The following is a 20,906-nucleotide window of genomic DNA, read 5'->3' as shown; positions in this document are numbered from 1 at the left end:
AAACAAATAGGCGGAGAACAACTTTAAACTGTGTACCCAACTGCTTTGGACTGCCCGGGACGCCGGTCGCTTCCCTCGGTTTGTCCGGCAGTCGCTCACCACGTCTCGAATATCTCTTCCAGTAGCTTCCGTTCGCCCGCACGGAGGTGCTGATGGAACGTCGACGGGCAGATGTCCATCGAATCGGCCAGTTCCTCGCCGGAGACGTCTCGCGGCCAGTCGAAGAAGCCGCCGAGATACCCCTTCCTGAGGGCCGTCAACTGTCGGTTCGTCAGACGGTCCTCCAGCGTGGCGAGGAACGCCTGCCGGGAGACCGGTGGCTCGTCGCGTTCGCGGACGGCCACGAGGTCCGTGCCGGGGTAGCGGTCGCGGACGTGTTCGACGACGCTTCGCGTCTCGGTGGTCGCCGGGAGCGTCACCGAGAACACGGCGTGGTCAGGCGTCACAGTGATGTCGCGGGTCTCCGCGCCGCGGTCGGCAAGCAGCGAGACGACCGGCGGGTCGCCGACCGAGAACTCGAACAGCGACGCCGACTCCGACGTCGAGACGTGTGTCACGGCGGTGACCTGTGGGTGGTCGGCGGCGGCCGCACACACCGCCGAGGGGTCGTCGGTCTCCACGAGGAAGAACATCACCGTCTCCTCGTCGTCGGCGACGCTTCCGCCGTACTCCATCCGACAGCCCAGTTCCCGGGCCAGCGCGACGAAGAAGATGTCGTCGTCGCGTATCTGCAGTTCCAGTTCCGTGACGTTGTCCGTCGTCAGTAGCTTGCTGGTCTCGGTGGCGTCGATGGCCGTCGAGATGGCCTGCCCGACCGCTCCGAGTACCGCTCGCTCGCGCGGGTCGAATACGCTGGCCTCGTCGGCGTACACCGTGAGCACGCCGTACAGCGACTCACCGGCGACGAGCGGCACGGCCGCGACGGACGCGACGTTGCCGCCGGCCAGTTCGCGGTGGTGCTCGCCGATATCGTCGGTCGCGACCTGAATCTCCTCGGTTCGGGCCGCGAGAGCGACGGGGTCGTCATCGGACAGCGAGACGGCGAGGTCGGCGTCCCGGTCCGTCGACAGCGCCGCCGGCCGGAGCGTCTCGTCGCGCAAATCGAACGCCGCTATCCACGCGAACTGGTAGGAGTCGACGGCCGCTAGCCGGTCGACCACGACCTGCTGGATGTCAGACCGCGACCCGGCGGTCATCACGTCGTTCATGACGCCCGTGACGAGGCCGTCCAGTCTGTCGACGAGGTGTTTGAGGTTCGAGCGTTCGGCGCGCAACTGCTCGCTGCGGCGTTCGGCCGCCAGTTCCGCGAGTTTCCGCTGGGTGATGTCGATGTGGGCGACGACGGCACTGCCGGCCTCGTCCTCGGGGAGCGGCGCGACCCGCATCAGGAACCACTGCTTCTCGTCCGGCGAGTGGCAGGGGTACTCCAGCGTGAACAGGCCCCGGTCGCCCGAGATAACGGACTCGATGCCGGCGACGGCTTCCGCGGCGTACTCGTCGGCGTCGACGTCGGTCGTCCCGAAGTAGTTCACCCCTTGCATCTCGCCGTCGTCGGCGCTGGCGAACTCCTGCCAGGCCCGGTTGGTAAAGAGGATGGTCCCCTCGTCGTCGAGGACGGCGATGTTGATGGGGAGCGTATCGAGCGTCGAGTGCGCGAGTGTCTGTGGTGGCTTCATTCGCAAGTGTCTCGGCTACGACGTGCCGTTACCACTCATAGAGGAGGCTCGTGGATAAACGTGTGGCCGGAATCCCTAACTGAATGGGTATCGGTGTGGCCCACACTGGGGCTTGCCCGTGCGGAAAACACTATAGTATGCCAGCCGCTACCGGTGAGTATGTTCGGGTCCCGGAGCGACCGGGAGACGGTGACCTGTATCGCCTGCGGTGACCGCCTCGCCCGGTCTGATGCCCGCGAGTACGACAAGCACGGGGACCGATGGGAGCGCCGGGACAAGGCGTTCGAGTACCTCTGTAAGGGGTGTTTCGCGGATACGTCCCATCAGCCACGGGGCGACCTCGAAGCGACGCTCGACGACGCCGGGGCCGGCGAGACTGACCGAGAGACGTTCCTCCGTCGGTACCGAGAACTCGCCGAGGAGAACGGCGTCGAACGCGAGTGAGCGACGAGACGGTCGGTTGCGAGTGCTGATTCTGACCCCGACAGTCCTAACTACACCGTGGGCGTAGCCGGGGGCATGACCACCGAAGACGCCCAGTCGGCGGCCGGCACCGCCGAGGGGCAGGGCCCCGTCGAAATCGACGAGGAGATGGCCCGCCACATGGAGAACAAGCGCGAGGAGTTGTTCGAGAAGTTCGGTATCCGCGACGAGTTCCCGCCGGAAGTGCTCGAAGAGGCGAAAGAGCGCACGCAGGACGTCCAGCAGGAGATCGCCGACGAGGTCGACGAGCGCCGTGACCTCCGCGAGATGACGACGTGGACGACCGACCCCATCGACGCCCAGGACTTCGACGACGCCATCTCGGTCGAAGAGCGAGACGACGAGTACGTGCTGTGGGTCCACATCGCCGACGTGACCCACTACGTCAACCCCGACACCGCGATGTGGGCGGAAGCCGTCGAACGGGGCAACACCGTCTACCTCCCGGGCTACACCATCCACATGCTCCCGCCCGTCCTCGCAGAGACGGTGTGCTCGCTCGTCCCCAACGAGGACCGACTGGCCCACACCGTCGAGATGCACCTCGACAAGGAGAACCTCTCCTACGAGACCATCGAGATATACAAGTCCGTCATCGAGAGCGACGCCCGCCTCACCTACACGGAGGCCGAGAACCTGCTCGACGACCCCGAGACGGCCGACGACCTGCTCGAAGACACGAGCGTCGACCTCGCAGAGAAGACCGAACTCATCTGGGAACTGGCCGACCGGATGCACGAACAGCGCAAGGAGGACGGGTCGCTCGTCCTCAACCCCGCGAGAGACCGCGCCCACACCATCATCGAGGAGTGCATGCTGAAGGCCAACAAGGCCGTCACGCACGAACTGATGTGGGACCGCGGCGTCGAGGCGATGTACCGCGTCCACCCCCAGCCGAGCCCCGAGGAGTGGGACGAAGCACTCGTCGAGATTCAGGATCTCGACGGCGTCTCCATCCCCGGGTCGACGTGGGACGACCCCCGGAAGGCCGTCAACGCTACCCTCGAACAGGCCCCCGGCCGCCAACTCGATAAGATTCAGTGGGCCGTCATGAAGGTGATGCCCCGCGCGAAGTACATGAACGACCCCTTCGGCGGTCACCACGCCCTGAACTTCGAGATTTACGGCCACTTCACCTCGCCGATCCGCCGCCTCTCGGACCTCATCAACCACTGGATCGTCTACACCAACGACGTACCCGAGGACCTCGTAGCACTGTGTGACCGCGCCAGCGACCGGCAGAAAGACGCCGAGCAGTGCGAACGCGAGTACAAGAAGTTCCTAGAGGAGATCGGTCTGGACGCGGCGGCGGTGAACAACCGCGGTCTGGAAGTTATCGAGTCCGAGGACTGAGCTACGTCGGGGGCTGTCCCTCGGTGAGGTGATCGCGACTCCAGGACTGGAGCGCGTCGATAATCGGGCCGAGGTCCGCTCCGGCCGTCGTCAGCGAGTACTCGACGCGGACCGGTTTGTCGTCGATGACGTCACGAGCGACCAGCCCCGACTCCTGCAGGTCGTCGAGCGCTTCCGAGAGCACCTTATCGGAGATGCCGTCGACGCGGGCCTTCATGTCGTTGAACCCGAGCGGCCCGTCCACGATGAGCGTGTGCAACAATACCGGATGCCACTTCCTGCCGAGAATCGCCGTGGCGCGGCGGAGTTGCCGACTATCACTGGTCTGCCCGCAGGACGCGTCCCCATCGGTCATACTGCCTCCGCGTTCAGACGGGTGGATAATATAGATACTGGCAACCGTCCGGTGGACAAAACCTATTGAACCCCGAGGCGGCAGTGAAACTATGTGCCCTCCAGCACCGGCAATAGTCGCCGGCTGACTGACGAAACGCTACGGCGACGCCGTCTCGATAGCCGACTTCGACCTCGCAGACGACGCGAACCCCTGGGTCGATACGTACTCGAAGGGGATGAAGCAGAAACTCGGTCTCGTACAGGCGTTGTTACACGAGCCAAGCGTCCTCTTTCTGGACGAACCGACCAGCGGACTGGACCCGTGTGCGGCCCGGACGGCGTGTGACACCATCAGCGAGGTGGCGGCCGCCGAGACGACCGTCTTCCTCTCGGCGCACATCCTGTCGGTCGTCGAGGAACTCGCCGACACCGTCGGCGTCCTGTACGCGGCCAACCGCGTCGCCACCTACCGGCACCACTGAGTCAACAGATTGGCTTTGGGTCCAGTCCCATCCCCTCCAACGTCTCGGCGTAGTCCGCGTACGCGGCCTCGATAGCCCCCACCGCGGCGTCACGGGCCACGTCGCGCCCCTCGTCGTCGAGCGTCGATAGTGCGTCACGCGCGGGGTCGAGATCGCTCGCGTCGGCCCGCAGGTCGCGGAACGTGTCGGCCCCGGCCTCGTCGGCCTCGTTGACGAAGAAGTTCACCACCTGCAGGTAGAACCGGTCGGCGATCAGCGGGACGGCGACGAGGCCCGCTCCGACGCGAGCGTCCGTCGACGCCACCGTCTGGAGATGGTCGGCGAGTGCGTCGGGGTCGCCGGGGTCGGCGTCGATACGGTCGGCGCGGTCACGGGCGGCCCCGGCGGCAGTCGCGAACGCCTCACTGGCGGCCCCGTCGGCGTCGTCGGCCCAGCCCGAGAGTCCGTCCGCGACGCCGACTTCGCGAGTCACCGCCGCCTCGCGAACGGCCACCGGCGTCAGGTCGGCGCCGGTGGCCGCGATGAGCAGTTTGTCCGAGCCGAGTCGGTCCAGTTCAGTTCCCGCCTTCTCGCGGACGGCATCGAGTGTCTCGGCGGCGTCCATACCACCGCTGAGGGACGCTCGACGCTTAGAACCCCCACCCGATTTATCGGCCGTCGGAACCTAGCTGATGCATGGCCGAAGATTACCCCGACCCGCCGGCCGCGCATCCCTCGCTGTCGGCGGCCGACCTGAAACGACGCCTCGACGCCGGCGAGTCGGTCCGCCTGCTCGACGTCCGCGACCGGAACGAGTTCGAGCAGTGGCACATCGACGGCCCGTCGGTCACGGCGACACAGCTCCCGTTCGCGAAGTTCCTGCAGGCGAAGGTGACCGACGGCGTCGACGACCTCGTGGCCGACGTAGACGGCGACGGCCCGATTACCGTCGTCTGTGGCCGCGGCGAAGCCAGCGGTTTCGTCGCCGGCCTCCTCACGGACCACGGCATCGACGCACGAAACCTCGCCGACGGGATGCGCGGGTGGGCACGCCTCTACGAGAGCCACGAGGTCCCTTGCGACGCGGCGACCGTCGTGCAGTACCAGCGGCCGTCGTCCGGCTGTCTCTCCTACCTCGTGGTCAGTGACAGCGAGGGGGTCGTCGTAGACCCGCTTCGGGCGTTCGCCGACCGCTACGTCGACGACGCGGCCGACGCGACGCTCCGCTATGCCGTCGACACGCACGTCCACGCCGATCACGTGAGCGGCCTGCGGCGACTCGCCAGCGACCACGGCGTCGAACCGGTGCTGCCCGCCCGCGCGGCCGACCGCGGCGTCACCTTCGACGTGACCGAACTCGGCGACGACGAGACGCTCACTGTGGGGTCGACGACGCTCGACCCGATTCCGCTCCCCGGCCACACCACCGGCATGACCGGGTTCCGCGTCGGCGGCGTCCTCCTCACCGGTGACAGCCTCTTCCTCGAGAGCGTCGCTCGGCCTGACCTAGAGGAGGGCGACGCCGGCGCCCCGGACCTCGCCCGCTCACTCCACGAGACGCTGACCGAGCGCCTCGCGCCGCTTCCTGACGAGACCCTCGTCGCGCCGGGCCACTACTCCGAATCGGCCGACCGTGCCGACGACGGCACCTACACCGCGCCGCTCGGGACGCTCCGCGAGCGACTCTCCGCGTTCGATATGGACCGGGAGACGTTCGTCGAGCGCATCTGTGCGGACGTTCCCCCACGACCCGCCAACGTCGAACGCATCATCGCCGTCAACCTCGGCACCGACGACGCCGACGACGACACCGCCTTCGAACTCGAACTCGGCCCGAACAACTGCGCCGCGGCACCGATGGACGCCGCCTAGAACGGGAGCCGGCGCCGAATCTGTTCGAACAGCGACGGCTCGTCGTCTGTCGCGTCCGGGCCGACGACGTCCTCGTCAGGGAGGATGACGGTCCGCTCGCCGTCGTCGTCGACCTCGATGAGGTCGTCCTCTTTCAGCGCCGCCAGTGCGCCCTCTATCTGGTCGATGTTCACGTCCGCCTGCGAGCGAATCTCGAACACAGTCATCCCCTCGTTGTGGCGGTCCGCGAGCGCGTCGAGTACCGCAACCTCCGTCTCGTCCCGGTCGCGATACTCCGGCTTCGCTCTCATACTGGCCTCTATACCCGCCCGGCTCTTGGCTTTGTCCCTCGTTCTGATGCTGTGGCTCCGAAATGCGTTCGATCGATACTCGACCTCGCTATCGGAAACACGGGAATCATAGCTGCTACGGATGGCAGGTCCGTGGAAACCGTCGTACCAATCGAGGCCGTCGTCGCCGACGCTCGGACACGGCGGTCAATCTTTATCAGCCATTCGTGATTTTTACTGTATCCTTCTAGACATATAAAGGACAAGCGAAGTCGCACGCCTCGGCCGCTATCGAACGCAGAGAGTGGCAGAACTCACATGTCTACGCGATACTCGGAGACGATACCATTCCACAAAAACCGCGTGAACAAAAAAAGAGAATCCGAGAGAATAGTGCCGACCGACAGGGCGTGTCTACCGAATCTCGAACTCCTCGCTCTTGTCCCGGTTGCCTATCTCGCCCGTAGACGTGGCGTTGTCCGCCCCCGCGACGTAGGAAGGGTGCGCTGGACCGAAGTGTCGGTGAACCCAGAGAGTCAGGTAGTATCGGTCGAGGTTTTCGGTTTCCATGTAGGTTCGTGCTTCCTCAGATGTGAGGTAGGACACGCGATACAGTTCACCTTCTGGCGTAACCGTTCGGAAATACAGCCGCTCGGGTGCCCAGCTACCATCAACAACCCCGTTGTCATTCGTCCGGTAATAGTCATCCATCCCGGCGTATCCGTACAGCATGGCGGCGTCCAAATCCACCATCTTGTCTACCGTATAGTTCTTCGGGTTGATGGTGTATGTTACCACAGTGTAGTTTTCTTCGCTGTTCGTGGAGATGGCGGATATAGTCGTCCAGTTAACGCTCTTGTCGAACGCATTGGCGAAGTCATAGCCAAACTCACCGAGTTGTTCGGTGCGGTTCCACGACGACGTATCGCCAGCGTACAGTTCATCTCGCTGTTCGGGTGGGATGAACTGTTCGACAGTGAGGAGGTACATGAACGCCTCATTCGGCTCGCTCGACGTGGCGATGATGGTGTACTGCCCCGTCTCGAGGAGCGTCACCATCGTCAGGTTGGCGGCATCGCCCATCCCGCCATCATCGTTGAGGTCGATGACCGTCCCGTTCGGGCCGCGTAGCTCCACCATAGGGTCGCCGCTATTCGCGCCGAGCGTGATGTTGACAACGGTTCCGGCTTCCGCGGCAAATTCAACCGGCTCGTAGTATTTGCCGTCGCGCTGGGGGTCGCCCCCGTCGAGGTCGCTAGTGAAGGTGCGGCCTGCATCCTGTTCGAGCGAGATGCTACGCAGGTCAGTTCCGTTCTGGGGGACAGTCGGGGTCGGAGTCGGGGTCGCCGTCGGCTCCGGCGTGCTGGTTGTCCCATCGGGGCCAGTGTCGGTTTCGCCGACGCCGAGGCCGTTACAGCCCGCCGTAATCAGGAGGGCCGCAACTAAAACCGTAAGCAGAGCATTTCGAGACGTAGAGAGCGTGGTTCGTAGCATTTCTGTAGTCCTCTGTCTTGTTGTAATTAGCACTTTTGCCTTAGAGTATATAAATATGGAGAAAAATCAAGTCATCAGAAACTAGCCGAGAGAGTCAGAAAGGCGACCGTCCAAACGAGGGGTCTGAGAAAAACGGCCAGGCGGACGGTTGGCTGTGGGCTGAGTGTTTACGCGCCGATGCAGACGCCGCCGATGATGACCGTACCGCAACCGCCGCCACCGCCGGAGTCGTCGTCATTGCTGGACCCACCGGGGTCGTTAGAGCCACCAGAATCGCCGCCACCGCCACTCGACCCGTAGTGGTCGCTGGGCGACCCGCCGCTGTAGCTACCGGAGCTACTGGAGCTACCGGAGTCGTCTATCGGTTCGTGGCCAGACCCGCCCCGGTGCCGCCAGCGAACAGGCCGCTACCCGTGCCACCACTACCAAAGTCGTTGGAGTCGTCGTTGCCGCCACTCGACCGTAATGGTCGCTGGGCGACCCTCCATTGAACGTACTGCCGGAGTCGTCGTTGGAACTACCGGAGTCGTCGTTGCCGCCTATCGACCCGTAGTAGGGTCACCAGACGAGCCGGATGTGACGCTTCCAGCCTCGCTGGACCCACCGGACGATTCGACCTGACCTCCTCTACTACCATCCATCCATGCATCTTCGAGGTTCTTCCGCGTCTCGACGGCCTGCTCCAGCGCCCCATATTCGTAGCCCCCTGAAATGTCGTCCGTGCGGAACTGGTCCACATCCACGTATTTTGAAGCGGTGACATACTCGCCGCCGACCCACATTTGGATACCGCCGTCACCGTTGCCCTCAACGATTGTTTGTTCGCCGGTCGTGGAGTCAGTAAGGACAACATCACCCGGACAGTCGTTGTTCCAGAAGTGACAGTCATCAGACGACGAGCCACCATCGGAGAGCGTCCCGCCGACGGACCCGTCTGTGACCACCACGACACGCTTAGTAGCAGTCCCGCGCCGACCGACCGCGTCGTAGACGACGGCGCGAACCGACCGCGTACCAGCGTCGCCGAACGCGTGCGTGGTACTCACGCTCGCGTTCTCGCCGGAGAGGGACGTTCGGTCGGTGACGTTCCCGTCGACGACCCACGCGAGGGTCGAGAGGGTCGTGTCGGTGCCCTCGGTATCGGCAGTGAACGTGGCGGCGTCGTCACGTGTAACTGTCCCCGGTCCGGTGAGAGACACCGACGGTCCCGACGACGGCGAGACGACGACGTGAAGGGTATCGGACCGCGTCGCGCCGTCGTCGTCGGTCACGGTCACGGTGACGTTGTACTGGCCGACCACAGTCGGACGGAAGTGGGTCTGCCGACACGCTCGGCAGTCGGGCGAGGTAGTAGCGCCCGACGGCGTCTCGACTGACCACTCGACACGTGCGATAGTGCCGTCGGGGTCACGCGTGCCGTTGGCGTCGAGATACACCGTCGCATTGGCTGGAACGGTCTGGTCGAGACCGGCGTCGGCGAGTGGCGGCGCGTTTCCTGTGGCGGCCGCGGTGCCCGAGAGGAGCGTCGCTGTGAGGAGGACGGCCACGACCAGACTGGGCAGACGCATCGCTCGACGTTGGGCTCGCCAAACGGTATAAAATTACTTTTTCATACTATACAAATAATGCAACAATTGTCCGAAACGTATCGCTGGGAGTTCGTCGTGAGCCTGACGGGTAGGGTTTAAGTAGGACACGGCGGCAAGAACTGACAATGGGTCTCAAATGTTCCGTCCTCGGGCACACGTACGGTGAGGCCACCGTCGAGCGCGAGCGCGAAGAACAAGGGAGCGAAGTCGTCATCACCATCCAGGAACGGGAGACCTGCGAACGGTGTGGGAAGACGCGCATCGTCTCCGAGAACAAAGAGGTAACAGCCATCGAGACGCCGTCGGACATCGCTGGCGACATGGTCGACGACGAAGACGAGACGTCGACGGCGGATGCCGACGGTGTCGACGAAGGGACAGTCGGGGTACCGGACGACGGAGCGACCGACAGGACGGCAGACGAATCGGCGGACGAGGTGGACGACGGTCCGGCCAACGAGCCGACCGAGCCGATGAACGTGGGCGACTCGGCCACCGACGTCGTCGACTCCGACGCCGACGACGCGGAGATTCTGGACGACAGCGACGAAGAGGCGGACCGAGGTGGCGACAGTGAACTGGAGAATCCGACGACGGACGTCCACGTCCCCGACGCAGAGGCCGAGGACCCAGTCACCGACGCCGAGGCGGAGGACCCCGAAACGGACGACGCCCTCATCATCGACGGCGAGGACGAGGAGTCTCGGTCCGACGACCGCGAACCCGGCCAGTGGCCCGACGAACCGGGCGACGACGGCGACGATTGGACGCCGGAGACGGTACTGGGAGGGGACGACGACACTCACGACTCGGAAGCCGTCGAGTCGGCCGATAACACCGCCGTGACCGTCCCCGAGGGACAGTTCCAGTGTCCCGAGTGTGGGTTCACCACGGCCGTAGAGGCGAGTTCTCTGCGCGCGGGCGACTTCTGTCCGGAGTGTCACAAGGGGTCGCTGGTCACCGACACCGAGTGAACGCAAAGAGTAAGACGGCGCCTCGCAAAACGACGGCCATGCGAGAGTACAAGATGCGACGGGGCGAGCATCTCGAAGACCGCGTCCCGGACATGGAAGCGTTCGTCGAGGAGTACTTCGGTCCGGTCACGGACACCGAAGAACACAACGGCAGTGACCTCCTCGTCGTCGACGACCCCGACAACCCCGTGTTCGAACGGGTCGTCGCCGGCACCGTCGACTACGGGAGCAAGAAGGACAAACTGGCCCTGCACATCGACGAGAAGCCAGCCGAGCAGGTCATCTCCGAGGGCCACGTCGACGCCGCCGAGGACGCCGTCTCGGTCAAGAACGACTTCCTCGAAGAGGCGACGGGTCGGGACGCAAAGGCCCGCCGTGACTCCCTGAAGCGGTCCGTCGAGGACGACGCCGACGCGCCGGACAACGTCTGAGCGAGCAGCGCTGTTTTTCCGGAAACATCAGATCGCCGTCACCCCTAAATACTCTCGTGCCATATGTTCACATACGCCCCACCGGAGGCGCACAAAATATCCGGGCCGCGGCACCGCCGCGTGGTCCGGCACGAAGCCGGGCACCCTGTCATAGTTTGTCCGCCCCGCCGGAGGCGGACCCAATCCGGCATTCTGGGCACGTCCGTCTGTCTTCGTACCGTCCGCTGTAACTCCGTACAGAGATTCGCCACGCCGGGGTGACGAAGTTCGTGACAGACGTACCGCCGACAGTATCAGTCAACCAGTCCGTAGCCGCGCTTGACCAGTTCGATGTCGACGAAGATGACGGCGACGGTGAGGGCCGTCAGCACGAACAGGGAGCGGTTCGGCGGGACGGCCACTGCCTCGGGGATGACGCCGTAGCGGACGCCGTTGACCATGTACACCATCGGGTTCAGCAGCGTGACCTGTCGCCAGATGCCCGAGAGCGCAGAGAGGGGGTAAAACACCGCGCCGAAGAACACAAGCGGCCGGATGATGAACTGGTTCATCACCGTGAGGTAGTCGAAGTCGCGCGCCCAGAGGCCGCCGATGACGCCGAACGACGCAAAGAGCGTCGGGATGACGAGCGTGAACGCCACCAGATAAAACGGGTTCGCGACGGTGACGGGCGTAAAGACGAGGCCGACGCCCCAGATGATGCCGCCGACGACGATGCCGCGGAGCGATGAGGCGGCGACGTATGCAAGCACCATCTCGGTGTGAGACAACGGCGAGGTCAGCACTTCGTGGATGTACTCGTTCCAGCGGCCGTGGAAGATGGAGAACGAGGCGTTCTCGAAGGCGTTGGAGATCATCCCCAGCACCACCAGTCCGGGCAGGATGAAGAGGATGTAGCCGGCGCCACCGAAGGCGTCGGGGTCGCCGCCGCTGATGCGCTCGCCGAGTACGACGCCGAAGACGGTGAAGTACAGTACGTTCGTAATCATCGGCGGGAGGAACGTGTTTCGCGGGCGGCGAACGTAGCGAAGAATCTCGCGGTGCAGAAGCGTCCAGAGGCCGACGAGTCGCGCACGCAGTCCCGTCGGTGCGTCGTCGCGGGCGTCTGCAGTCGACGGGCGCTCACCGTTGGTCCCGACGTCGGTGTCGTGGCTCATGCGGACACCTCCGCGTACTCGCGGTCGTCGCGCGTCAGGTCGACGAACACCTCTTCGAGCGAGGCCCGCCGGATGTCGAGCGACGTGACGTGGTACCCCTGCCGTTCGAGTTCGCGTACCAGTTCGGGTGCAGTCTGACTCCCGCCCGCCGCCGTGACGCTGAGGCCGTCGTCAGTCACCGCAACGTCGGTGACGCCGTCGACGGCGAGTCTCGGTGCGGACCGTGGCGGGTCGGCCAGACCGAGGTCGATGGTGTCGGTGCCTCTCGACATCAGCTCGTCGGGCGAGGCCACCTCTACCTTGCTCCCCGAGTCCACGATAGCGACCCGGTCACAGAGGCGTTCGGCCTCCTCGATGTAGTGCGTCGTCAGCAGGATGGTCGTGCCGGCGTCGTTCATCCGGTTGATGATGTCCCAGAGGTCGTGGCGCAACTGGACGTCGACGCCGGCCGTGGGTTCGTCCAGAATCAGCAGGTCCGGGTTCGAGACGAGGGCGCGGGCGAGGACGAACCGCCGTTTCATCCCGCCGGAGAGCCAGTCGAAGCGGGTGTCCCGCTTGTCCCAGATGCCGACGGTCTTCAGCGCCTCTTCGGCGCGTCGGTGGGCCTCTTTGCTTCCGATGCCGTGGTAGCCGGCCTTGTGTTCGAGAACTTCGATAATCGGGAAAAAGCGGTCGACGTTGAACTCCTGTGGTGCCAGTCCGATTCGGTCGCGGGCCGCTCGGTAGTCGTCCTCGACGTCGAAGCCGAACACCTCGGCGTCGCCGTCGTCCTTGTGGACGAGGCCGACCAGCGTGTTGATGAACGTCGTCTTGCCCGCGCCGTTGGGCCCGAGGAGACCGAAGAACTCGCCGCGGTCGACGGTCAGGTCCAATCCGTCGAGCGCCTGTACGTCACCGTAGTTTTTTCGTAAGTTTCGGGCGCGTATCGCCGGTTCTGTCATTACTGACCCTACCCGGTGGACACCGAAAAGGACGTTGAACGCGGCGGGTCAGAAGAGAGACGGCACCTACCGACCGAGACGTTCGCGGGCGATACCGACGCCGGCGGGGGTGATGATGAGTTGGTCGTCGTCCTTCTGGACGATGTCGCCGCCGACCTCGTTGGCGACCTGTTTGAGTTCGTCGCTGATGTGTTCCATCGTCCGGTCCTGCGTCGAGTGGCGCGTGATGTCGGCGATGACCACGTCGCCATCGTAGACGGCGTCCTTGATCTCGATGACGTCCTGCTTGTCGCTGATGCGGGCGATGCGGACCTGTCGCTCGGTCTCGGCACCCGACGCATCGAAGTCGTCCGCGTTCAGTTCGACGTAATCCTCGGTCTTCCGGGAGTTGCCCGATTCGCCGAGAATCTTGCTCATGAGTCCCATGTGCCCCACGGCGGGCGCTACCCGTTTCAACTTTTCGTCAGACGGGATTTCGTCTCGGATCTCACACCGAGAACTCGAACAGGTCGTCGCCGACGTGGTGGATGGACTCGACGACCTTGCCCGAGTCGCCGACCATGTCGTCGCCGTCGGTCTTCGCACGCCCGATAGCGAGGAACTTCCCGTGGGACTCCTCGTTGATGGCGACGAGGTCGCCCGAACTGATGTCGTCGTCGGCCTCGGTGATGCCGGGCCGCATGATGTCCGCGCCGTCCGAGACGAAGGAGATGGCGCCGGTGTCGACGGTGACGACGTGTTTCTGGGGCGGGTGAGCGTTCGCGCCCTCGACGGTGAGGAACGGTTCTCCGTCGATATACAGCACGAGGGGGTCGCCGTCGACGAGGACGACGTCCCAGTCGCTGTCCTCGAACTCGACCTTCTCGAAGGTGTCGGCGTCGAGTTCGACACCGAGGTTGTCAGAAAGCGCCGTCGCGATGGCATCGACCTCGTCCGAGCGGAGGTGGTGCCGCGATTTGACGTTCATACGAGCGTCTGCGGGGTCACGGACGGTAAGCGTAACGAAGGATTAGTGTGACCGGGACGGCCGCGAGGGGAGCCTTTAGACCCGGCGGGCCGTAGCGAGCGTATGCGCGTCGTCACCCTGCTGCCGTCGGCTACCGAAATCGTCTACGGTCTCGGCGTCGAACCGGTCGGCGTCTCACACGAGTGTGACTACCCGCCGGCGGCCCGCGAGCGACCGTCGGTCAACCGCTCTCGCGTCGACCCCGATGCGTCTAGCGCCAGTATAAACGAACAGGTCGCAGACGCCGAGTCCGGCGACGGGGTCTACGCCATCGACCGGGAGACGCTCGCCGCCGTCGATCCCGACGTCATCGTCACGCAAGGTGTCTGTGACGTCTGTGCCGTCGACCACGTGCTGGTCGCTGAGGCCGTCGACGACCTCGGGTTGGACGCCGAGGTGCTGACGCTCGACGTCCACAGCCTCGACGACCTCTTCGGCTCCATCCACCGCGTCGGCGCGGCCATCGGGCGTGACGAGGCGGCGACCGACCTCGTGGCGAACCTCCGTCAGCGAGTCGTCGCCGTCGAGACGACGGCCGCGCGAGCGAGCGAGACGCCCAGCGTGGCCGTCCTCGATTGGCTGGACCCGGTGATGGTGGCCGGCCACTGGATTCCCGAGATGGTCGAGAAAGCGGGCGGCGTCTACGGGATGGCCGAGCGGGGCGCCCACTCCCGGCCCCGCGAGTGGGACGAAGTGCGGGAGTACGACCCCGACGTACTAGTGGCGGCACCCTGTGGCTTCGACGTCGACCAGACTCGTGAGAACCTCTCGGACCTGACCGAACGGCCGGGGTTCGACGACCTCACCGCGGTCCGCGAGGGCCGAGCGTACGTGGTTGATGGTCACCACTACGTCAACCGCTCGGGGCCGCGGCTGGTCGACACGCTGGAGTTTCTGGCGGCGCTGTGTCATCCGGACCTGTTCGACGTACCGCCGCGAGACGCGGTACAGGAACTTCCGTCGCTCCGCGTTTGAGCGGACCCACGACGACGGGGGGCTTACTCCGCGGGCAGCGAACAGCGACCCTCGTAGGTTGCCTCGTCGATACTCCCGATGGCCGGGTCGTCGCCGCACACCGGACAGTCCGGATTCGGGGCGACGGGCACCTCGTCGACGGTCATCTCGGCGGCGTCGTAGGCCAGTAAGCGACCGTCGAGCGGTTCGCCGTAGTCCATCGCGAGTTTGACGACTTCCGTCGCCTGGATACAGCCGATAGTGCCGGGGAGGACGCCGAGGACGCCCGCCGTCGCGCAGTCGGGGACGGTGCCCGCTGGCGGTGCCTCGGGGAACAGACAGCGGTAACACGGCCCCTCGCCGTCGCCCGTGAACGTCGTCACCTGCCCCTCGAACCGGAAGATAGCGCCGTGGGAGAAGGGAATGCCCGCGAGGGTGCAGGCGTCGTTGACGAGAAAGCGCGTCTCGAAGTTGTCCGAGGCGTCGACGACGATGTCGTAGTCGGTCACGAGGTCCCTGACGTTCTCTTTCGAGAGGCGAACCTCGTGGGTGTCGACGGTCACGTCGGGGTTCAGACCGGTGACGAACTCGCGGGCGCTGTCGACTTTCGGCCGGCCGATGTCGTCGTCCCGATGGATAACCTGTCGCTGGAGGTTCGAGCGCTCGACGACGTCGTCGTCGACGACGCCCAGTCGTCCGATGCCGGCCGCCGCGAGGTACTGCAGGACCGGCGAACCGAGGCCGCCAGCACCGACGACGAGCACCGACGAGTCGAGCAGTGCCGCCTGCCCCTCCGGCCCCACGTCGTCCATGATGATGTGACGGGAGTAGCGGTCGAGTTGCTCGGGGTCTAAGTCCGGTCGCATAGTGGAGGGTTGACCCCGAGGGAGGATAAACGACGGGATGGGCACGCTGTGTGACGAGGGCGATCAGTTGTTCCGCTGGAGGTCGGCGACGAGGTCGTCCATCTTCCGGTTGATGCTGGCAATCTGGTCGGTCTGCTCCGCTGCCTCACCGGCTATGTCCGCCGTCGAGTTCGCTATCTCCTCGGCGGCGTCGGTCGCCTGATCTATCATGCTGGCGACCTCTTCGGTCGACGCCGCTTGCTCGTCAGTCGCCGTCGCCACCTCCTCGATACCGTGGTTGACCTCGCGGACGGCGTCGTCGATGTCCGAGAGAATCTCCGTCGACTCCTCGACCGTCTCGATGCCGTCGTCTATCTCCTCGTTGCTCGCTTCGAGACTCTCGACGGCGTTCTCCGTGTCGTCTTGAATCCCGTCGATCATCTCCTCGATGGTGGTCGCCTGGTCCTGGGACTCCTCGGCGAGGCTCTTGACCTCGTCGGCGACGACGGCGAATCCCTCCCCGGCCTCACCGGCACGTGCGGCCTCGATAGAGGCGTTCAGCGCCAGCATGTTCGTCTGGTCGGCGATGTCGTTGATGACTTCGACGATCTCGTCTATCTCCTGGACGCCCTGCTGGATGGTCCGGACGTCCTCGGCGACGCTGTCGGCGGCCCGCTGGATCCGTTCCATCGCCTCGTGGACGTCTTCTGCGTTGCCCTGTCCACGTTCGGCGAGTTCCGTGGCCTCACGAGTGGCCGCCGACACCTCCTCGGAGGAGGACGCAATCTCCTCGACAGAGGCCGAGAGGTTCGACACCTCGTTGGCGATCTCGGACATCCCCTCGTACTGCTCGGCCGTCCGCTCGCGGATGTCGGCCGACTCGGTCGCAATTTCGACCGAGGAGTCCTCCAGTTCGGCGATGAGTGTCTGTATCTCGCTCGCGGTGTCGTGGTCGTAACCGGCCTGTCTGTCGATGTTCTCGGCGATATCGGCGTCGATGTCGTCGTCGATGTCCCCATCGACGCCCGTCTCCGTTGCAACGCCCGTGTCTCCGTGGCTACTGTCGCCCATGTGTGAATTGTAATTCGAATACGCACTAAAAAAGACGATACCCAACAGAATCAAAATCGAAAACGCGAGCGTTCGAGGGGCGGGGCGCTCAGCAGTCGTAGAGGTCGCGGTACTTCGCGTCGGCGTAGTCGAGGAAGTAGTCGGCGGTGAACGACTCGCCGGTCGCTTCCTGCACGAGGTCGTCCGTCTCGTAGCGGGCGCCGTGGCGGTGGACGTTCTCGGTCAACCAGTCGTGGATGGGGTCGAAGTCGCCCTCGCGGACGAGCGAGTCCACGTCGCCCACCTCCTCTCGGAGGTGGTGGTCCAACTGTGCAGCCAGCACCGACCCGAGCGTATAGGTGGGGAAGTACCCCAGCGCGCCGTTGGTCCAGTGGATGTCCTGCAGACAGCCCTCGGCGTCGGTGTCCGGTCGGACCCCGAGGTACTCCTCCATCTTGTCGTTCCAGACTTCGGGGACGTCCTCGACGGCGAGGTCACCGCGAATCAGGTCGCGCTCTATCTCGAACCGGAGGACGATGTGCATGTGGTAGGTCAACTCGTCTGCCTCGACCCGGATGAGGTTGTCTTCGTACACTTCGTTTGCGGCCTCGTAGAACTCGCGGGGCGTGGCGTCGATGCCCAGATGCTCGTTGGCAGTGTCGGTAAAGAGGTCCCAGAACGGTTGTGAGCGGCCGATATGGTTCTCCCAGAAGCGCGACTGGGACTCGTGGACAGAGAGGTCGCGGTTGTCGCCCAGCGGCGTCCCGTAGGCCTCCTGCGGCAGACCGAGCGTGTAGGTGGCGTGGCCGAACTCGTGGATGGTCGAGCCGATGGCGTCCATCGGGTCGTCGGGCTTGAACCGCGTCGTCACGCGGGCGTCGAACTGCGTCCCCGTCGAGAACGGGTGCGGGGCGGTGTCGAGGCGGCCGTGGTCCCAGTCGTACCCGAGCGTGTCCAGCGCTTGCTCGACGAGGGCGTGCTGGTCGTCCTCGTCGTAAGTCCCCTCGAAGGGGTCTGCGAGCGTCACGTCGCTGTCGGCGACGTCGTCGACGAGCGGGACCAGTTCGTCGCGCAGTCGCGTGAGGACTTCCTCGGCGGTGTCGATGCCGAGATACGGTTCGTACTCCTCGAAGAGGACTTCGTAGGGGTCCCGGTCGGGGTCGATTGCCTCGGCGTACTCCCGCCGGAGTTCGACCATCTCTTCGAGCGTGTCGGCGTACATCTCGAAGTCGTCCTCGGCCTTGGCCTCCTCCCAGACGGGGAGGGCGTTCGAAGAGGCCTCCGAAATGCGCTCGACGAGGTCCGAGGGGACCTTCACCGCTCGCTCGTGGTCCCGGCGGACCTCGCGAACGACGGCTTCCTGTTCGGGGTCCAGATCGGCGTCCTCCAGTTCGTCCAGCCACTCCCCCAACTGGTCGTCGGTCAGCAGGTCGTGGTGGAGCGTCGAGAGGGCAGAAGACTGCTTGGCGCGGGCAGGTGTGCCACCGCTGGGCATCATCACCTGCTGGTCCCACCGGAGGACCCCGCCGGCGTCGGAGACGTAGTGGAGGCGCTTGACGTGGTCGAGGAACTGCTCGTAGGTCGACTCGGTCTCGCTAGCTGTTGCCATATCCCCCCGTTGGGTCGGCGCTCCTAAAGGGACAGCGTAGGCGGAAATCTGTCGCCGGCTACGCCAGCCACGACTCGACGACGCTCTCGTAGATTCGCTGACACCGCTCTAGCACGTCGATAGAGACGCTCTCCTCGGCGGTGTGAGCCTCGCCGGGTTCGGCCGCGCCGACGACGACGCACTCCGTCCCGGCGTCGGCTAGCCACCCCGCATCGGTCGCGTGGGGCTTGACGACCTGTGCAGGCGCGCCGTCCTGCGCATCGGCAGCGTCGAGGACGGCGTCGGCGAAGTCGGCGTCGCCACAGGCCATCGGCGGGAGGTCTTGGTCCACACGCAGGGAGACGCCCTCGATGGCCGCCACGCGGTCCAGCGGCGCGCGCTCGCCCGGAACCGTCCGCTCGTCGACAGTTGCCTCGCAGCGCTCCGGAATCACGTTCCACGCCGACCCGCCGTCGATTTCGGTGACGGCGACGCTTCCGGACAGTTCGTGGCCAAGCACCTCGGTCGACGGGAAGTCGAGGTCCCGCACCACGTCGACGGCGTCCGTCGCGCGGTAGATGGCGTTCTCGCCGGCGTCGGGTTCGCTGGCGTGGGCCGCAGTTCCCTCGGCGACGATAGTCGACCCGCGACGGCCTTTGTGGGCGACGGCCACGTCGGTGACCCCCGGCGCAGAGTAGCCCGTCGACCCCTCGCCGACGACGGCGTAGTCCACCCGAAAGCCGTCCTCGATAGCGGCCCGACAGCCGACGCCGCCCTGTTCCTCGCCGGCAAAGGAGGCGAAGACGAGTTCGTCGGTTGCGGGCGTGTCGGCCGCCGCGAACGCCAGCATCGCCGCCGCGACGCTCCCCTTCATATCGGCGCTGCCCCGGCCGTGGATGCGGCCGTCCGCACGATCGACGACGTAGCCCCCGTCGGCGTCGACCTGTGACTCGTCCGGCGGGACGACGTCGTGGTGGCCGACGAGCGCGAGCGACTCGCCGTCGCCCGGCCCCTTCCGGGAGATAACGTTGCCGTGGTCGTCGCGTTCGACGACGGCGTCGGTGTGGTCCCGGAGCCACGAGGCGACGAACTCGCCGGCAGCGGACTCGTCCTCGTGGCTCGGGATGGCGACCAGTTCCTCTGTGAGGTCGGCGACGTGCATACCCGAGGGTGGCACGCGGTACGTTTGGCTCTGGTGGACGGGTGCGGCGGCGCGGAAAGCGCGACGCCGCCTACGCCTCGGCGGACGGTGGGAACGGGAGGTAGGACTGCCAGCGGGTTATCTCGCCGTCTTCCGTCTCGACGACGAACACCTGCCGGAAGTCCGCCTCGCTACCGTCTTTCATCGTGTGGTGGGTGTCCACTTCGACGGCGAAGGTGTCGTCGGCTTCCCAGACGTGCCGAACGGTCAGACCGGGCTGTTCGACGATGGTTTCGAGCGCCCATTCGAGCGCCTCGCGGACCGCGTCCGGGCCACGGTACTCGGGCTCGGGGTAGTGTGGGTCGATAAATACGCCGTCGTCTGCCCAGAACTCCGCTGCGGCCGCCACGTCTCCAGTCTCGAACGCTCGCAAGACGTCCTCAATGTGCGCTCTGGTGAACGTCTCTTCGGTCGAGGCCATCCTACCACCGTCGAACGAGTTCGACCCCGAGAACCTTCGACAGTCGCAGGCTACCGGCGAGTACGGAACGGTTAGTGAGAGGAGTCGTCGACGCCGGCCGCTATCACGGCAGGCTAGAACGCGGACCGCTCGACCCCTGTGAGAAAACGGCCGATTACTCGTCTGCCGAGAACCCGAGGTACTCCGACGCCCGCTACCGCAGTACCGCGTAGGCCACGCCCAACACGCCGCCGTAGACGACGTGCCACAGCAGACTCGGCACCGCGAAGTTCGGGAACGGCGGCGCCATCGGGAAGCCGACGGCGCTCAGCCAGACGGGCATCACGAGGGCGGCGAGTCCGACCCAGGTCACGACGCCCCAGAGGACGCCCAGTCCGACCGTCGCGCCCGTCGACCGGCCGACGACGCCAGATTCGACGAGCGCCGCGAAGACGACGCCGAGGACGGCGCCGTGCGCGAGGTGAACCGTCCACCCCGCGACACCTCCCGAGAGACCGTAGAGGCCGGGAATCGCACCTTTCAGGACCGCCGCGTTCATCACGGAGATGAGTACCGCCATCACTGTCGCACCGCCGATACCACCGGCGACACCGGCCTGCCAGTCGTCTAGCACGAGTCCGGTGTCGGTCGCAGTCTGTGTTGCCATTGCGTCTCCGGGTGCTCGTGGGGCTCTCAAATAGCCGACCTGAGCGGGCGGCGAGCGCACACAGCCCCGCTACGTTGAAGGAAGGGGAATCGCAACCCGGCGGCCGGCTCGGTGTGTGAGACGGGCGCGGTCCCGTTCGAAAAGCGGTGTAGGGCGCGT

Annotated in this window: 22 protein-coding genes and 1 pseudogene; 7 read left to right on the top strand and 16 right to left on the bottom strand. The window is 65.3% G+C overall.

The genetic code is table 11. From position 1 onward, the window contains the following. Positions 1–95: 95 nt before the first annotated feature. Entirely contained in the window at positions 96–1,676 is a 1,581-nt protein-coding gene (locus tag G9465_RS06215) for a bacterio-opsin activator domain-containing protein (protein ID WP_166968337.1), read from the bottom strand. 159 nt (positions 1,677–1,835) lie between these two features. Here G9465_RS06215 and G9465_RS06210 point away from each other — a divergent pair, with 159 nt between their 5' ends. After that, on the top strand, positions 1,836–2,120 hold the full coding sequence (locus tag G9465_RS06210) for a hypothetical protein (protein WP_166968336.1): 285 nt from the start codon (positions 1,836–1,838) through the stop codon (positions 2,118–2,120). Positions 2,121–2,195: 75 nt separating this feature from the next. Further along, positions 2,196–3,512, top strand: a complete 1,317-nt coding sequence (locus G9465_RS06205) for a ribonuclease R family protein (protein WP_166968335.1) — start codon at positions 2,196–2,198, stop codon at positions 3,510–3,512. Position 3,513: 1 nt separating this feature from the next. Here the strand turns inward: G9465_RS06205 and G9465_RS06200 are convergent, their stop codons facing one another. Further along, a complete protein-coding gene (locus tag G9465_RS06200) occupies positions 3,514–3,867 on the bottom strand; it encodes a helix-turn-helix domain-containing protein (protein ID WP_166968334.1) in 354 nt (117 codons plus the stop codon). 160 nt (positions 3,868–4,027) lie between these two features. Between G9465_RS06200 and G9465_RS06195 the strand changes: the two are divergent. Further along, positions 4,028–4,312 (top strand): annotated as a pseudogene (locus G9465_RS06195) (ATP-binding cassette domain-containing protein); the annotation flags it as partial. A gap of 19 nt (positions 4,313–4,331) precedes the next feature. On the opposite strand, the gene G9465_RS06190 reads toward G9465_RS06195, so the two are convergent. Next, complete coding sequence (locus G9465_RS06190; RefSeq protein ID WP_166968333.1) at positions 4,332–4,934, bottom strand: transcription antitermination protein; 603 nt, start codon at positions 4,932–4,934, stop codon at positions 4,332–4,334. Between the two features lie 71 nt (positions 4,935–5,005). On the opposite strand from G9465_RS06190, the gene G9465_RS06185 reads away from it, so the two are divergent. Beyond that, entirely contained in the window at positions 5,006–6,181 is a 1,176-nt protein-coding gene (locus G9465_RS06185) for an MBL fold metallo-hydrolase (RefSeq protein WP_166968332.1), read from the top strand. On the opposite strand, the gene G9465_RS06180 is transcribed toward G9465_RS06185, so the two are convergent. The 3 genes from G9465_RS06180 to G9465_RS06170 all read right to left on the bottom strand — a co-directional run bounded on the left by G9465_RS06180 (position 6,178) and on the right by G9465_RS06170 (position 9,512). Further along, positions 6,178–6,471, bottom strand: coding sequence for a DUF6432 family protein (locus tag G9465_RS06180; protein WP_166968331.1), 294 nt, complete (start codon positions 6,469–6,471; stop codon positions 6,178–6,180). The genes G9465_RS06185 and G9465_RS06180 overlap by 4 nt on opposite strands. 393 nt (positions 6,472–6,864) lie before the next feature. Further along, positions 6,865–7,977: a PPC domain-containing protein gene (locus G9465_RS06175; RefSeq protein ID WP_166968330.1), complete on the bottom strand. Its 1,113-nt coding sequence runs from the start codon at positions 7,975–7,977 to the stop codon at positions 6,865–6,867. Between the two features lie 506 nt (positions 7,978–8,483). Then, complete coding sequence (locus G9465_RS06170) at positions 8,484–9,512, bottom strand: PKD domain-containing protein (protein WP_166968329.1); 1,029 nt, start codon at positions 9,510–9,512, stop codon at positions 8,484–8,486. Positions 9,513–9,658: 146 nt separating this feature from the next. Between G9465_RS06170 and G9465_RS06165 the strand changes: the two genes are divergently transcribed. Next, complete coding sequence (locus tag G9465_RS06165) at positions 9,659–10,507, top strand: hypothetical protein (protein WP_166968328.1); 849 nt, start codon at positions 9,659–9,661, stop codon at positions 10,505–10,507. A gap of 38 nt (positions 10,508–10,545) precedes the next feature. Further along, the gene (locus G9465_RS06160) at positions 10,546–10,938 is read left to right on the top strand and encodes a DUF5611 family protein (protein ID WP_166968327.1); all 393 of its coding nucleotides are present in this window, start codon (positions 10,546–10,548) and stop codon (positions 10,936–10,938) included. Between the two features lie 293 nt (positions 10,939–11,231). On the opposite strand, the gene G9465_RS06155 is transcribed toward G9465_RS06160, so the two are convergent. The 4 genes from G9465_RS06155 to G9465_RS06140 form a co-directional block, all read right to left on the bottom strand. Further along, positions 11,232–12,017 carry an ABC transporter permease gene (locus G9465_RS06155; protein WP_394353976.1) on the bottom strand — a complete coding sequence of 262 codons (786 nt, stop codon included), beginning with the start codon at positions 12,015–12,017 and terminating at the stop codon, positions 11,232–11,234. 74 nt (positions 12,018–12,091) lie between these two features. Continuing rightward, positions 12,092–13,036, bottom strand: a complete 945-nt coding sequence (locus tag G9465_RS06150) for an ABC transporter ATP-binding protein (protein WP_166968325.1) — start codon at positions 13,034–13,036, stop codon at positions 12,092–12,094. Between the two features lie 66 nt (positions 13,037–13,102). Beyond that, positions 13,103–13,462, bottom strand: a complete 360-nt coding sequence (gene sepF, locus G9465_RS06145) for a cell division protein SepF (RefSeq protein ID WP_166968324.1) — start codon at positions 13,460–13,462, stop codon at positions 13,103–13,105. Positions 13,463–13,523: 61 nt separating this feature from the next. After that, positions 13,524–14,003 carry an RNA-binding protein gene (locus tag G9465_RS06140; protein WP_166968323.1) on the bottom strand — a complete coding sequence of 160 codons (480 nt, stop codon included), beginning with the start codon at positions 14,001–14,003 and terminating at the stop codon, positions 13,524–13,526. Positions 14,004–14,105: 102 nt separating this feature from the next. On the opposite strand from G9465_RS06140, the gene G9465_RS06135 reads away from it, so the two are divergent. Continuing rightward, positions 14,106–15,017, top strand: coding sequence for an ABC transporter substrate-binding protein (locus G9465_RS06135; protein ID WP_166968322.1), 912 nt, complete (start codon positions 14,106–14,108; stop codon positions 15,015–15,017). A gap of 23 nt (positions 15,018–15,040) precedes the next feature. On the opposite strand, the gene G9465_RS06130 is transcribed toward G9465_RS06135, so the two are convergent. The 6 genes from G9465_RS06130 to G9465_RS06105 all read right to left on the bottom strand — a co-directional run bounded on the left by G9465_RS06130 (position 15,041) and on the right by G9465_RS06105 (position 20,747). After that, positions 15,041–15,862, bottom strand: coding sequence for a molybdopterin-synthase adenylyltransferase MoeB (locus G9465_RS06130; RefSeq protein ID WP_166968321.1), 822 nt, complete (start codon positions 15,860–15,862; stop codon positions 15,041–15,043). 63 nt (positions 15,863–15,925) lie between these two features. After that, positions 15,926–16,912, bottom strand: coding sequence for a methyl-accepting chemotaxis protein (locus G9465_RS06125; protein WP_166968320.1), 987 nt, complete (start codon positions 16,910–16,912; stop codon positions 15,926–15,928). A gap of 88 nt (positions 16,913–17,000) precedes the next feature. After that, complete coding sequence (locus G9465_RS06120; RefSeq protein WP_166968319.1) at positions 17,001–18,500, bottom strand: carboxypeptidase M32; 1,500 nt, start codon at positions 18,498–18,500, stop codon at positions 17,001–17,003. A 58-nt stretch (positions 18,501–18,558) separates the two neighbouring features. Next, entirely contained in the window at positions 18,559–19,641 is a 1,083-nt protein-coding gene (locus G9465_RS06115; protein WP_166968318.1) for a M20 family metallopeptidase, read from the bottom strand. A 70-nt stretch (positions 19,642–19,711) separates the two neighbouring features. Beyond that, complete coding sequence (locus G9465_RS06110; protein WP_166968317.1) at positions 19,712–20,101, bottom strand: nuclear transport factor 2 family protein; 390 nt, start codon at positions 20,099–20,101, stop codon at positions 19,712–19,714. A 193-nt stretch (positions 20,102–20,294) separates the two neighbouring features. Continuing rightward, positions 20,295–20,747 (bottom strand): histidine kinase, encoded by a 453-nt coding sequence (locus G9465_RS06105; RefSeq protein WP_166968316.1) that lies wholly within the window; start codon positions 20,745–20,747, stop codon positions 20,295–20,297. Positions 20,748–20,906: the final 159 nt, after the last annotated feature.

The organism is Haloarcula sp. JP-L23 (assembly GCF_011602445.1).
In the GTDB taxonomy this organism is placed as follows: domain Archaea; phylum Halobacteriota; class Halobacteria; order Halobacteriales; family Haloarculaceae; genus Haloarcula; species Haloarcula pellucida.
The sequence above is the reverse complement of the archived record's forward strand: the minus strand, read 5'-3'. Positions and strand labels throughout refer to the sequence as shown.

What these genes read in the sequence shown, in the direction of transcription:
- G9465_RS06205 (WP_166968335.1), top strand. Translation starts at nt 2,196, where the DNA reads ATGACCACCGAAGACGCCCAGTCGGCGGCCGGCACCGCCGAGGGGCAG.
- G9465_RS06130 (WP_166968321.1), bottom strand. Translation starts at nt 15,862, where the DNA reads ATGCGACCGGACTTAGACCCCGAGCAACTCGACCGCTACTCCCGTCAC.
- G9465_RS06140 (WP_166968323.1), bottom strand. Translation starts at nt 14,003, where the DNA reads ATGAACGTCAAATCGCGGCACCACCTCCGCTCGGACGAGGTCGATGCC.
- G9465_RS06105 (WP_166968316.1), bottom strand. Translation starts at nt 20,747, where the DNA reads ATGGCAACACAGACTGCGACCGACACCGGACTCGTGCTAGACGACTGG.
- G9465_RS06170 (WP_166968329.1), bottom strand. Translation starts at nt 9,512, where the DNA reads ATGCGTCTGCCCAGTCTGGTCGTGGCCGTCCTCCTCACAGCGACGCTC.
- G9465_RS06185 (WP_166968332.1), top strand. Translation starts at nt 5,006, where the DNA reads ATGGCCGAAGATTACCCCGACCCGCCGGCCGCGCATCCCTCGCTGTCG.
- G9465_RS06135 (WP_166968322.1), top strand. Translation starts at nt 14,106, where the DNA reads ATGCGCGTCGTCACCCTGCTGCCGTCGGCTACCGAAATCGTCTACGGT.
- G9465_RS06165 (WP_166968328.1), top strand. Translation starts at nt 9,659, where the DNA reads ATGGGTCTCAAATGTTCCGTCCTCGGGCACACGTACGGTGAGGCCACC.
- G9465_RS06180 (WP_166968331.1), bottom strand. Translation starts at nt 6,471, where the DNA reads ATGAGAGCGAAGCCGGAGTATCGCGACCGGGACGAGACGGAGGTTGCG.
- G9465_RS06210 (WP_166968336.1), top strand. Translation starts at nt 1,836, where the DNA reads ATGTTCGGGTCCCGGAGCGACCGGGAGACGGTGACCTGTATCGCCTGC.
- G9465_RS06200 (WP_166968334.1), bottom strand. Translation starts at nt 3,867, where the DNA reads ATGACCGATGGGGACGCGTCCTGCGGGCAGACCAGTGATAGTCGGCAA.
- G9465_RS06110 (WP_166968317.1), bottom strand. Translation starts at nt 20,101, where the DNA reads ATGGCCTCGACCGAAGAGACGTTCACCAGAGCGCACATTGAGGACGTC.
- G9465_RS06120 (WP_166968319.1), bottom strand. Translation starts at nt 18,500, where the DNA reads ATGGCAACAGCTAGCGAGACCGAGTCGACCTACGAGCAGTTCCTCGAC.
- G9465_RS06150 (WP_166968325.1), bottom strand. Translation starts at nt 13,036, where the DNA reads ATGACAGAACCGGCGATACGCGCCCGAAACTTACGAAAAAACTACGGT.
- G9465_RS06115 (WP_166968318.1), bottom strand. Translation starts at nt 19,641, where the DNA reads ATGCACGTCGCCGACCTCACAGAGGAACTGGTCGCCATCCCGAGCCAC.
- G9465_RS06125 (WP_166968320.1), bottom strand. Translation starts at nt 16,912, where the DNA reads ATGGGCGACAGTAGCCACGGAGACACGGGCGTTGCAACGGAGACGGGC.
- G9465_RS06215 (WP_166968337.1), bottom strand. Translation starts at nt 1,676, where the DNA reads ATGAAGCCACCACAGACACTCGCGCACTCGACGCTCGATACGCTCCCC.
- G9465_RS06160 (WP_166968327.1), top strand. Translation starts at nt 10,546, where the DNA reads ATGCGAGAGTACAAGATGCGACGGGGCGAGCATCTCGAAGACCGCGTC.
- G9465_RS06190 (WP_166968333.1), bottom strand. Translation starts at nt 4,934, where the DNA reads ATGGACGCCGCCGAGACACTCGATGCCGTCCGCGAGAAGGCGGGAACT.
- sepF (WP_166968324.1), bottom strand. Translation starts at nt 13,462, where the DNA reads ATGGGACTCATGAGCAAGATTCTCGGCGAATCGGGCAACTCCCGGAAG.